Source organism: Streptomyces sp. Da 82-17 (genome assembly GCF_046098215.1).
In the GTDB taxonomy this organism is placed as follows: Bacteria; Actinomycetota; Actinomycetes; order Streptomycetales; family Streptomycetaceae; genus Streptomyces.
Window position 1 is genome coordinate 93,343 of record NZ_JBJURH010000005.1, and the last position, 10,717, is coordinate 104,059.

At 72.2% G+C, this 10,717-nt stretch carries 11 protein-coding genes; 4 read left to right on the forward strand and 7 right to left on the reverse strand.

What is annotated here, in order from left to right; translation table 11 throughout:
- The first annotated feature begins 138 nt into the window (after window positions 1–138).
- A complete protein-coding gene (locus ACIDOF_RS10240; protein WP_409005453.1) occupies window positions 139–2,403 on the forward strand; it encodes an alpha-N-acetylglucosaminidase in 2,265 nt (754 codons plus the stop codon).
- 60 nt (window positions 2,404–2,463) lie between these two features.
- The gene (locus tag ACIDOF_RS10245) at window positions 2,464–3,132 is read left to right on the forward strand and encodes an HD domain-containing protein (protein WP_409005454.1); all 669 of its coding nucleotides are present in this window, start codon (window positions 2,464–2,466) and stop codon (window positions 3,130–3,132) included.
- Window positions 3,133–3,274: 142 nt separating this feature from the next.
- Here the strand turns inward: ACIDOF_RS10245 and ACIDOF_RS10250 are convergent, their stop codons facing one another.
- Together ACIDOF_RS10250 and ACIDOF_RS10255 are read right to left on the reverse strand one after the other, a co-directional pair.
- Window positions 3,275–3,886, reverse strand: a complete 612-nt coding sequence (locus ACIDOF_RS10250) for a class I SAM-dependent methyltransferase (protein ID WP_409005455.1) — start codon at window positions 3,884–3,886, stop codon at window positions 3,275–3,277.
- 44 nt (window positions 3,887–3,930) lie between these two features.
- Window positions 3,931–4,482, reverse strand: a complete 552-nt coding sequence (locus tag ACIDOF_RS10255) for a TetR/AcrR family transcriptional regulator (protein ID WP_409005456.1) — start codon at window positions 4,480–4,482, stop codon at window positions 3,931–3,933.
- 66 nt (window positions 4,483–4,548) lie between these two features.
- Between ACIDOF_RS10255 and ACIDOF_RS10260 the strand changes: the two genes are divergently transcribed.
- Both ACIDOF_RS10260 and ACIDOF_RS10265 read left to right on the forward strand, forming a co-directional pair.
- Window positions 4,549–5,058, forward strand: coding sequence for a cupin domain-containing protein (locus ACIDOF_RS10260; protein WP_409005457.1), 510 nt, complete (start codon window positions 4,549–4,551; stop codon window positions 5,056–5,058).
- Window positions 5,055–5,564: a hypothetical protein gene (locus tag ACIDOF_RS10265; protein WP_409005458.1), complete on the forward strand. Its 510-nt coding sequence runs from the start codon at window positions 5,055–5,057 to the stop codon at window positions 5,562–5,564. The genes ACIDOF_RS10260 and ACIDOF_RS10265 overlap by 4 nt, the downstream gene beginning before the upstream one ends.
- Before the next feature lie 46 nt (window positions 5,565–5,610).
- On the opposite strand, the gene ACIDOF_RS10270 is transcribed toward ACIDOF_RS10265, so the two are convergent.
- The 5 genes from ACIDOF_RS10270 to ACIDOF_RS10290 all read right to left on the reverse strand — a co-directional run bounded on the left by ACIDOF_RS10270 (window position 5,611) and on the right by ACIDOF_RS10290 (window position 10,710).
- Complete coding sequence (locus ACIDOF_RS10270) at window positions 5,611–6,246, reverse strand: response regulator (protein WP_409005747.1); 636 nt, start codon at window positions 6,244–6,246, stop codon at window positions 5,611–5,613.
- The gene (locus ACIDOF_RS10275; RefSeq protein WP_409005459.1) at window positions 6,246–7,427 is read right to left on the reverse strand and encodes a histidine kinase; all 1,182 of its coding nucleotides are present in this window, start codon (window positions 7,425–7,427) and stop codon (window positions 6,246–6,248) included. Before ACIDOF_RS10275 ends, ACIDOF_RS10270 begins: the two co-directional genes overlap by 1 nt.
- A gap of 89 nt (window positions 7,428–7,516) precedes the next feature.
- The gene (locus ACIDOF_RS10280; protein ID WP_409005460.1) at window positions 7,517–8,182 is read right to left on the reverse strand and encodes a DedA family protein; all 666 of its coding nucleotides are present in this window, start codon (window positions 8,180–8,182) and stop codon (window positions 7,517–7,519) included.
- Window positions 8,183–8,407: 225 nt separating this feature from the next.
- Window positions 8,408–9,322 carry a phenylalanine 4-monooxygenase gene (locus ACIDOF_RS10285; protein ID WP_409005461.1) on the reverse strand — a complete coding sequence of 305 codons (915 nt, stop codon included), beginning with the start codon at window positions 9,320–9,322 and terminating at the stop codon, window positions 8,408–8,410.
- Between the two features lie 245 nt (window positions 9,323–9,567).
- On the reverse strand, window positions 9,568–10,710 hold the full coding sequence (locus tag ACIDOF_RS10290) for an amidohydrolase family protein (RefSeq protein ID WP_409005462.1): 1,143 nt from the start codon (window positions 10,708–10,710) through the stop codon (window positions 9,568–9,570).
- Between the last annotated feature and the right edge of the window lie 7 nt (window positions 10,711–10,717).

A 10,717-nucleotide genomic window follows, 5' to 3' on the forward strand; every position in this document is an offset into this window, starting at 1 on the left:
ATGTCCAAGTGTTCGGCGCATTCGTACATGTACGGGCCGTGGGTGGCGCGGAAATTCTCGTGCCGGTGCCGTTCCGCTTCCCCGCCACCACGCCGCCCCGCCCCGCCTCGCCTCGCCCCGCCTCGCCCCGGAGGACCCATGCCGCTGTCGCGTCGTACGCTCCTGGCCTCGCTCGCCCTCACGGCCTCCGGCGGCGGTGTCGTAGCCGCCTCGGGGACCGCGTCGGGAACCACCCGGGGCACCGCCTCGGGCACCGCATCCGCCCGTGGGGAGGGGGTGGCCGGGCAGGCGCTCGCCCGGCTGCTGCCCCGCCACGCGGGCCAGGTGACGTTCCGGGCGGTCGAGCCGCGGCGGGACGGCGCGGACCGGTTCCGGGTGTCCGGCGGCGAGGGCGCGATCGTCGTCGAGGGCACCACGCCGGCCGTGCAACTCACCGGACTGCACTGGTACTTGCGGCACACGGCGCGCGCCTCGTTCTCCTGGACCGGCGCGCAGACCCGGCTGCCGGTCCGGCTGCCCGCCGTGGCCGAGCCGGTCGAGCGCACGGCGAACGTCCGCCACCGCTTCGTCTTCAACGACACCAACGAGGGCTACTCCGGCCCCTACCGCACCTGGGACCAGTGGGAGCGCACCCTCGACGTGCTCGCCCTGCACGGCTACAACGAGGTGTTCCTCTCGCTCGGCGCGGACGCCGTCTACCACCGGGCCTTCCAGGACTTCGGCTACACGGACGCCGAACTCCGCGACTGGATACCGGGCCCGGCCCACCAGCCCTGGTGGCTGCTCCAGAACATGTCCGGCTTCGGCGGCCCCGTGAGCCGCCAACTCCTCGACGCACGCGCCGCGTTGGCCCGCCGCGTCGCCGACCGCGCCCGCGCCCTCGGCATGACCCCGGTACTGCCCGGCTACTTCGGCACCGTCCCGCCCGGCTTCGCCGACCGCAACCCCGGGGCCCGTACCGTCCCGCAGGGCGACTGGGTCGGCTTCCGCCGCCCCGACTGGCTCGACCCGCGCGGCGAGGTCTTCGCCCGCGTCGCCGCCCGCTTCTACGCCGTGCAGGGCGAACTCATCGGCACGAGCGGCATGTACAAGATGGACCTGCTGCACGAGGGCGGGCAGGCCGGGGACGTGCCCGTCGGCGAGGCGGCCAGGGCCGTCGAGACCGCGCTGCGCACCGCCCGGCCGAACGCCGTGTGGGCGATGCTCGGCTGGCAGAACAACCCGCGCAGGGACATCCTCGACGCCGTCGACCGCGACCGGGTGTTCGTCGTGGACGGCCTCTCCGACCGCTTCCCCACCGTCACCGACCGGGAGGCGGACTGGGGCGGCGCCCCCTATGCCTTCGGCTCCATCTGGAACTTCGGCGGCCACACCGCCATGGGCGCCAACACCCCCGACTGGGCCGAGCTGTACGAGAAGTGGCGCACCAAACCCGGCAGCGCGCTCGACGGCATCGCCCTCATGCCCGAGGGCGCCGACAACAACCCGGCGGCCCTCGCGCTCTTCAGCGACCTCGCCTGGGCCGAGGGGCGGGTGGACCTCGCGGAGTGGTTCACCGAGTGGCCCGCCTACCGGTACGGCACGGGCCCCGGCGGGCGGCCCGACCCGCAGGCCGTCGCCGCCTGGGACGTGCTGCGCCGCACCGCGTACGGCACCACCCGCGCCGACTCGTGGAGCGAGCCGCACGACGGCCTGTTCGGCGCCCGCCCGAGCCTCGGCGCGAAGAGCGCCGCCGCCTGGTCACCGCAGCAACTCCGGTACGACCCCGAGGAGTTCGCCCGCGCCCTGCCCGCGCTCCTGGCGGTCGCCCCGGCGCTGCGCACCGGCTCCGGCTACCGCTACGACCTGCTCGACGTCACCCGCCAGGTCCTCTCCCACCGCTCCCGGCAACTCCTGCCCCGGATCCGCACGGCGTACGAGGCGGAGGACCGGGCCGCCTTCGCCGCGCTGACCGGCGAGTGGTTCCGGTGGCTCGACCTCCTGGAGAAGGCCGTCGCCACCGACCCGGGCCACCTGCTGGGCCGGTGGACGGCCGAGGCCCGCTCCTGGGGCGCCACCCGCGAGGAGCGGGACCGGCTCGCCCACGACGCCGAGTCCCTGCTCACCGTCTGGGGCCCCCGGCAGGCCGCCGACGGGGGCGGGCTGCGCGACTACGCCAACCGCGAATGGTCCGGCCTGGTCTCCGGCCTCTACGCCCTGCGCTGGCGCACGTACTTCGGCGAACTGTCCGCCGCCCTCGCCGAGAACCGCGCGCCGAAGCCGCACGACTGGTACGCGCTGGAGGAGAAGTGGCTGCGCGACCATCCCCCGTACGCCACCGAACCCACTGGGGACATCGTCCGCGTCGCCGAGGAGGTCAGGGACGCGCTGGGCCTGCGGGCAGCGGACGCGGGCCGGGACTGACGGCCGGCCGCCGGGGCGCGGGGCCCCCGCCCGCCCCCTCCCCCGTGCCACGATGCCCCCATGACCATGGCTGATGGCGACCGGAACCTGCTGGTGGACAGGGCGCCGTTCCCCGACGGGCTGGACGAGCGGTTGCGGGAGCAGTTCACCTTTCTCGTCGAGGTGGACCGGCTGAAGGCGGTCGTGCGGCAGTCGCCGCTCGTCTCGGTGCAGCGGCGCGAGAACGACGCCGAGCACTCCTGGCACCTCGCCCTGATGGTGCTGCTCCTGGCCGAGCACGCGGACGAGCCGATCGACGTGGGGCACACCGTCCGACTCGTCCTCGTCCACGACCTCGTCGAGATCTACGCGGGCGACACCCCGCTGTACGACAGTGCCGCCGGGGTCGACCAGGAGGAGCGGGAGGCGGCGGCCGCCGACGCGCTGTTCGCGCTGCTGCCCGACGACCAGGCGCTGCGGATCCGCGCCCTGTGGGACGAGTTCGAGGCACGCGGCACGCCCGAGGCCCGCTTCGCCAAGGCGATGGACCGCCTGCAGCCGCTGCTGCTCAACTGGATGGCACGGGGCGGCACTTGGCGGACGCCGGGCGTCACGGCGGACGACGTGCGCCGCCGCAAGGCCGTGATCGGCGACGCCTCCAGCCCGCTGTGGGAGGCCGGCCGGCTCCTCATCGACGAAGGGGAACGCCGCGGCTGGTCCCGCAGCGGCGAACCCCCGAGCGACCGCTAGCGGGGCGGGTTCTCCGAGCCGGGCAGGTTCTCGGAACCGGGCAGGTTCTCCGAACCGACCAGGACGAGCCGGAACAGCCGGTTCGGCCCGCCGTGCACCCGCCGTGCCACCGCCCCCGCCCGGCCCTCAAACCGCCCGCCCCTCAAGCCGCCGCCCGATGGACGCTCACCGCGTACCCCCCGCCCTCGTAGGGGTCGGCGTCCCACGTCGCGAAGCGGTTGACGAGCGTGAGGCCGGCTTCGGTGCAGTAGGTGTCGTACTCCTGCAAGGTGATCGTGGGCGGCACCGGCAGGTGGGCGGCGTCCAGGCCGAAGCCCGCGACCAGCAGGCCGCCGGGGCGCAGGGCCGCGGTCAGGCGGGCGACGACCGTGGGCTCGGTGCCGGTGGCGAGGAGCGGGAAGATGTTGCCGGCGGCGACCACGAGGTCGAAGTCCGCTCCACCGGGCAGCTCGTCGGGGCTGAGCGTCGCCAAGTCGGCCTGGATCCACGGGAGTTCGGGGGCCTGTCGGCGGGCGACGGCCAGCATGGAGGCGTCGAGGTCGGCCCCGACGCAGTCGTACCCGAGCTCCGCCAGGCGGATCATGACGCGGCCGGTGCCGCACCCCGCGTCCAGCACGCGCGCCCCGGGCGGTACGAGTGCGGCGCACAGCCGTGCCTCACCGTGCATGTCCTTGCCGCTCGCGGCCAGCGCCTCGAACCTGGCGGCGTAGTCCTCCCCGGAGGCGCCACCGGTCAACTCTTCCCAACGACTCATGCCGGACAGGCTAGGCGAACGGCACGTACGCACCGCACGTGGCCTCAGCGGGCGCACAGGCCGTCCAGCGTGACGTCGATGAACCGGCGCCAGTCCCCGATGCCGTTGCGGCTGAGGGCGGCGACGGCGCCGACCAGCATGTAAAGGTCGGCGACGGTCGCGTCGGCGCGCAGCGTCCCGTCCGTACGGCCCCGGGCGACCAGGGTTTCGCCGACATCCATGAGGGCGTCCCCGACCGCACCCCGCGGGGCCGTCGAACCGAAGGCCGCCTCGATCACTCCGGAGAGGCCGCGCCCCTGTTCGTGCATCTCGCCCACGTGGGTCAGGAAGCCCGCGACGGCCTCGCGGGTGTCCGTACGCGGCAGGCAGTGCTGCTCGGCGTACGTGAGGATCTGCGTGAAACGGCGCTCCGTGACGGCCTCGACGAGGGCCTGCCGGTTCGGGAAGTGCCGGTACACGGTGCCGATGCCGACGTCGGCCGCGCGCGCCACCTCCGCCATCTGCACCTCGTCGCCGCGCTCGGCGAACAGGGCCTCGGCGGCTTCCAGCACCCGCAGGCGGTTGCGCTCGGCGTCGGCCCGTGAAGGTCTTGACATCGCTGTGTTCCCTCTGCTGAGCTCTAAACGGAATCGGATTCCGCATCCGTTACGGAAGGATAGCTCATGCCCGAGCCCGAGCCCGCGTCCCTGTCCGTGTCCGAACCCCGCGCTCCCGAGGACCGCTTCATCCTCCTGGAAACAGGCGCTTCCCGCCCGACCCGGGTGCCGCTGCCGCCCGCCATGACCGTGAAGGCGGGGACCGGGGACACCGAGGGCCGGTTCTCCCTGCTGGAGGTGGTCGTGGCCCAGGCCGTCCCGCGCCATGTGCACCACGTGGCCGACGAAGCCGTGTACGTCCTCGACGGCGAGCTCGCCGTCGAGTTCGACGACCGGGTGCGCACGGTCACGGCGGGCGGGTTCGTCCTGCTGCCGTACGGCGTACCGCACGCACTCCGCCCGGCCTCCACCCCGCCGCCGCGCGTACTGCAGATCTCCTCGCCGGGCGGTTGGGAGTGCCTCCTGGAGGACCTGATCGAGAACCGTCGGGAGATCAGCAGGCAGGGCCGACTCGACCCCGCCGCGCTCAACCGGCTGGCCGCCAAGCACCAGGTGACGTACGAGGAGCAGGCGTGAAGAACAGGCACACCGCACCGGCGGCCCTCCGGCCCTGGGCGGTCACGACACTCCTGGCCCGCCTCGTCCTGGCGGCGGGATTCCTGTCGGCGGTCGCCGACCGCTTCGGCCTCTGGGGCGCGGCCGGAACCGGCAACGTCGCGTGGGGCGACTACGACGCCTACCTGTCGTACGTCCACGACCTGGCCCCCTACCTGTCCGACGGCCTCGTCGACGTCGCGGGCGGTGCGGCGACCGTGGTGGAGGCGATCCTCGGCGTCACCCTGCTGCTCGGCGTGCGGGTGCGTGCGTCGGCATGGGCCAGTGCGGCGGTCCTGCTCGGTTTCGCGCTGTCGATGTTCTTCTTCTCCGGCCCCCAAGCCCCGCTGAACAGCTCGGTGTTCACCGCAGCAGCAGCCGCATCCCTCCTGGCCCTGACCCCCACGACCCCCCTGCCCCTGACCCTCGACCGCACGCTCACCCGCACCACCGCATCCGCCGACCGTCCGGCCGAGGGCGCAGCTTGAGGTCGGCGGGGCCACCCAACCGCGCCCCGCCGCCCCGCCCCCGCCCTCAAGACTCCAGATACCGCAGCACAGCAAGAATCCGCCGGTTGTAGCCGGTCGTGTGCGGGAGTTCCAGCTTGTCGAAGATCGCGTTGAGGTTCTTCTCCACCGTGCTCAGCGAGATGTGCAGCTGCTCCGCGATGCCCGCGTTGGTGTGGCCCTGGGCCAGGGTTTCCAGGACGCCGCGTTCGCGGGGGGTCAGCCGGGCCATCGGGTCGGTGTGGGTCGTACGGATCAGCAACTGCCGTACGACCTCCGGGTCGATGGCCGCGCCGCCCGCGTGGATGCGGTCGAGGGCGTCGAGGAACTCCTCCACCTGTGCGACGCGGTCCTTCAGCAGGTAGCCGACCCGTTCCGCGCTCGAAGTGAGCAGCTGGGCCGCGTAGTTGCGCTCGATGTGCTGGGAGAGGACCAGGACGCCGACGGCGGGCCGGCGCTCGCGGATGCGGAGGGCCGCCCGCAGGCCTTCGTCGGTGTGCGTCGGCGGCATGCGGATGTCGACGACGACCAGGTCCGGCGGTCGGGCCTCGACCTCCCGGAGCAGGGCGTCGGCGTCGCCCACGGCCGCGAGGACCTCGTGCCCCTCCTCGACGAGGAGCCGTACGAGCCCCTCCCGCAGCAGGGTCGAGTCCTCGGCCAGCATTACGCGCACGGCAGCTCCGCGGTGATCGTGGTGGGTCCCCCGGAGGGGCTGTGGACGTGCAGCCGGCCGTCGAGGGCGCCGACCCGGGAGCGCAGCCCGGTCAGGCCGCTGCCGTCGGGGTTCGCCCCGCCGACGCCGTCGTCCTCGACGCGGACGACGAGGACCGGCCCGTACGCGCGGACGCTCACCTGGATCTCCGTCGCGGCCGCGTGCTTGGCGGCGTTGGTGACCGCCTCCGACACGACGAAGTACGCGGCGGTCTCGACGGATGCGGGCAGCGGTACGGCGACCGAGAAGTCGGTCCGTACGGGGATCGCGCACCGCTCCGACACCCCGGCCAGCGCCTCCTGGAGCCCGAGGTGGTCGAGCGCCGTCGGGTACACCCGCCAGGCCACTTCCCGCAGTTCGGTCAGGACGTCCTGCGACTCCTGGTGCGCCTGGTCGAGGAGGCCGCGGGCCTGCTCGGGCGTACGGCTGCCGCGGCGCGCCCGCCCGAGGAGCATGGCGAGGGCGACCAGGCGCTGCTGCACCCCGTCGTGCAGGTCGCGTTCGATGCGGCGGCGCTCGGCGTCGACGGCCTGCAGCACGGCGGCCCGGCTGGTGGCCAGTTCGTCGATGCGCTGCTGCATCCGCTCGCGCTCCGAGCGGCCGAAGCACGCGCGGGCCAGGCGTGCGTCGAGCGCGTCGAGCGAGATCAGGCCCTGTACGTCGAGGAAGAGCAGCACCCCGCCGAGCACGATCTGCGCGGGCAGTTCGGCCCAGTCGAGGCTGCCGCGGACCAGACTCGCGACGAGCAGCCCCGCGAGGACGACGCCGAACACGAGCAGCCCGAGGACGACGGCGGTGAGCAGACCTGCGTACGTACGGGAGGCGAGGTAGCGCAGCAGGCGCCGGTCGGGCACCGGGCGGTCGGGGAGGCGGTCGCCGAAGAAGACGGCGCGGCGCCGGCGTTCGAGGGCGGTCAGCCGTCGCGCCCCGGCGGCGAGGACGGCGAAGGCCCGCCGCCGGGTGCGCGGCCACAGCAGGAACGGGCCGAGGAGGGTCCCGGCCACGACGAAGTACAGCAGCCCGGGCAGCGCGGTGAGGCAGCCGAGGAGCGCTCCGGCGGCGCGGCGGGGGAACGGCGGGGGCGGTGCCGAGCGGGGCGCGGGCTCACGCTCTGCCGAGTCCTTCGCATCCACCGCATCCGCATCCCCCTGCACGTCGGCCGACAGTAATCGGGCCCGGCGGCCGGGGGCAAGATCGTTCGGAGGTCCCGGGAACCGCCTGTTCACGACGTACGACGATGCTGTGCGGCCGGGCCGCGGGAGCGCAGCCGGACCACGACGTAGCAGGCGAGCGCGGCGACGACCAGGACCAGGACGCCCTTGCTGAGCACGCCGACGTAACCCTCGACGGTCCCCCACCGGTCGCCGAGCCAGTAACCGGCCAGGACCAGAACGGAGTTCCACATCAGGCTGCCGACGGCGGTGAGGGTGAGGAACGTCGCCATCGGCATGCGTTCCAGGCCCGCGGGGACGGAGATCAGGCTGCGGAAGATCGGCACCATGCGGCCGAGGAGGACGGCCTTGGTGCCGTGCCGGGCGAACCACCGCTCCGTCCGCTCCAGGTCGGAGGTCTTGACGAGGGGCAGCCGGGCCCAGATCGCGTACATCCGCTCGCGGCCGAACAGCGCGCCGATCCAGTAGAGGACCGCGGCGCCCACGACCGAGCCGAGGGTGGTCCAGAACAGCGCCGCGAACAGGCTGATGACGCCCTGCCCGGCGGCGAATCCGGTCAACGGCAGGATGATCTCGCTCGGCAGCGGCGGGAACAGGTTCTCCAGCGCGACGGCGATCCCGGCCCCCGACGCCCCCATGACGTCCACCAGGTCGGCCGCCCAGCCCGCGATGCCGTCGGCCGGCTCCTGGGGCAGGGCGAGGGTGCTGTGGTCCATGTCGAGGTCTCCCGTCACGTCGTACGAAACGCGTGCCGCGGCCGTTGCGCCGCGATCCGGGGATCACGCTAGAAAGCGCAGCTCGGGGGCGGTATGCGGGAAGCCGTCGGGCTGATGCGGGTTTCCGGGGGTGCGGGCCCTGCGGTTTTCCGCAGGGGGGCCCACCGCGGGCCGGAAGTTCCGTCGCGCGTACGGGAGTTGTGCGCGGTCGGCAGGCGGCGGCCGTCACCCCCCGGTCGACCGTCTCGCCGGCTCCGGGCACATGCCGTGGCGTGCCGGGGTGTCGTCGTCGAAGTGGTCGCAGAAGGTATGCAGGAGCTCGGCGAGGTGGGGGAGCGAGTCGACGCAGAACAGGACCGGCTGGTAGCCGGCGACCAGGTCCCGATAGGGCCGTCGGATCAGTTCGGGAAGGCTGAAGGGGCGGATGTCGGCCCGGGTGAAGTGGTCGAGTTCGCCGTACGAGGACAGCAGCGCGGCGCCGTAGGCCTTGGGCAGACCTCGCTCCCGGACGATGCCGTACTCGAGGGTGTACCAGTAGACGCGGCTGAGCAGTTCCAGTGCGTCGGTCGACTCCACTCGGGCGGCGGCGCGGCCCACCGTGCGGTACAGGTCGGCGAAGAACGGGTCGCACAGGTGGGTGCCGTGGCCGAACACGTCGTGGAGGATGTCCGGTTCGGGGGTGTAGAGCGGCATCGCCGGGTGGCGCACGTACTGCACCGCGTGGAAGTAGCCGTCCGCCATCGCTCCCAGGAACCGCTTGTTGGGAACCATCCCGCCCGCCAACGTGAAACGGAAGCCGGTCAGCGGCTGGAGGCGGTCGGACACCTCTTCCTGTTGCGGAATCCGGTCGGCGGGAATCGGCGCCGCCCGGCGGGCCCGCAGCACCTCCCGGCACACGCGCCCCTGCTGTTTGTCCACGAGGGCCGCGTACACCGTGCGCCAGGTCGCGTGCTCGGCCTCCGTGTAGCCGATGGGCGGTGACGGTTCGCCGACCCGGTGGCCGTCCGCCGCGGCCACGATCGTGTTCCGGCGGCGCAGGTAGGCGCGATCGGCGAAACCCGGGTGCTCGGCGGAGTGCCCCAGCCGTGAGCCCTGCGGATCCAGCGGGGTCCGACGTAAGGGGATGTTCGTGTTCGTCACGTGCGGGTTGTTCCTTCGTGGTCTTCGTGGTCTTCGTGTCTTCGTGGTCTTCGTTCTCGGTTCGACCGGTACAACGCTCGGACGGCACGACGGTCGTGGCCGACGGTCAACACAGCACCGCCGGCTCGGACGCCCCCCCCGGGGGGACGCACGGCAGGCCCGGCGCGAGGAAGTGCGCCGGGCCTGCTTTCTGCTGTTCGGATTTCCCCGTACTCCCCCGAGGCCCCCGGAGTTCCCCGAAGGGCTCACGCCTCGCAGATCTGCGGTGCCGTCTCCTTGATGCCGAGCAGCTCGAAGTAGTTCTGGCCGAGGGCGATGTTGCGGAATGCCTCGTCACCGAGGGCCTTGTTGATGCGGCTCGTGACTTCGAGTTCCTGCTCGTACACCTTGTAGTTCTTGTTGCGCGAGGCGACGAAGTCCGTGCCGGGGATGGCCCTTTCCGGGTAGGCGTCGAGGAAGTCGGCGTACTTCTCGCGGATTCCCGTCTTGCTGAAGTACGTGTCCTCCAGAACTCTCCAGCTGAGGTCGAGGGTGAGGTTGGGGTGCCGGTCCAGGAGTTTCTTCATGATGCGGATGTGCCGGTCGGGCTTCATCGTGGTGAGTTCCTTGGACAGGCCCATGTGCGCCCAGACGATTTTGTTCTCCGGGTAGCGCTTGAGGACTTCCCGCATCAGGTGCAGGTACTGGGTCGGGTTCTCGTTGTTGCCGAGGTCCGAGTGGATCGTGAGGGGGATTTCGCGTTCCCGGAGGCGTTCCATGAAGGGCGCCCAGCGGCGGATGTCGTCGAGGTCCGCGGGCTCGTGCTGGTTGGGCAGGATGGCCTGCTTGATCAGGTTGACCTCGCCCATCCACCGGAACATTCCCGGGTATTCCTTGTCCAGCATGCGCATTCCGGCCGGTACGGAATCGGGGTCGGCCAGGTCGGGGAACGTCATGGACAGGGTCAGGTCGACGTCCTTCGGCTTGAACTCCACGACGTTCTCGGCGTTCGCCATGTCGTTCTTCAGGCTCGGCGTGACGGCGGTGCCGGGGCAGTCGAGGTAGTAGGTGCAGTCGGAGTTCACCGGAAGTCGCTGCCCGATGCCGAAGACGCTCGCGTGCCGGACGCCGCTCTTCTTCAGATAGCCGACCATTTCCTTGAACGGGACGGCTTCACCGCCGAACGGCCGGAAATGCAGATGGCCGTCGACCACGGATGTGTACGGCTGCTTCTCGCGGTCGAAGCAGGCTTCCTCGGCGGCGGAAGCGGCGGTCGGCCAGAGGACGGCGGTCGCCGCCACCCAGGCCGCACCGGAAATGACGGACTTTCTCCCCAAGCGGTGCACGTGCGGAACTCCTTCGCCGTTCGCGGCCCGGTTCACGACCGGGCCGCAATCGAAGTTGATCATGGCGAAG

Coding starts and splice junctions, on each gene's coding strand:
- ACIDOF_RS10245 (WP_409005454.1), top strand. CDS start 2,464: ATGACCATGGCTGATGGCGACCGGAACCTGCTGGTGGACAGGGCGCCG.
- ACIDOF_RS10270 (WP_409005747.1), bottom strand. CDS start 6,246: ATGCTGGCCGAGGACTCGACCCTGCTGCGGGAGGGGCTCGTACGGCTC.
- ACIDOF_RS10250 (WP_409005455.1), bottom strand. CDS start 3,886: ATGAGTCGTTGGGAAGAGTTGACCGGTGGCGCCTCCGGGGAGGACTAC.
- ACIDOF_RS10255 (WP_409005456.1), bottom strand. CDS start 4,482: ATGTCAAGACCTTCACGGGCCGACGCCGAGCGCAACCGCCTGCGGGTG.
- ACIDOF_RS10260 (WP_409005457.1), top strand. CDS start 4,549: ATGCCCGAGCCCGAGCCCGCGTCCCTGTCCGTGTCCGAACCCCGCGCT.
- ACIDOF_RS10280 (WP_409005460.1), bottom strand. CDS start 8,182: ATGGACCACAGCACCCTCGCCCTGCCCCAGGAGCCGGCCGACGGCATC.
- ACIDOF_RS10290 (WP_409005462.1), bottom strand. CDS start 10,710: ATGATCAACTTCGATTGCGGCCCGGTCGTGAACCGGGCCGCGAACGGC.
- ACIDOF_RS10240 (WP_409005453.1), top strand. CDS start 139: ATGCCGCTGTCGCGTCGTACGCTCCTGGCCTCGCTCGCCCTCACGGCC.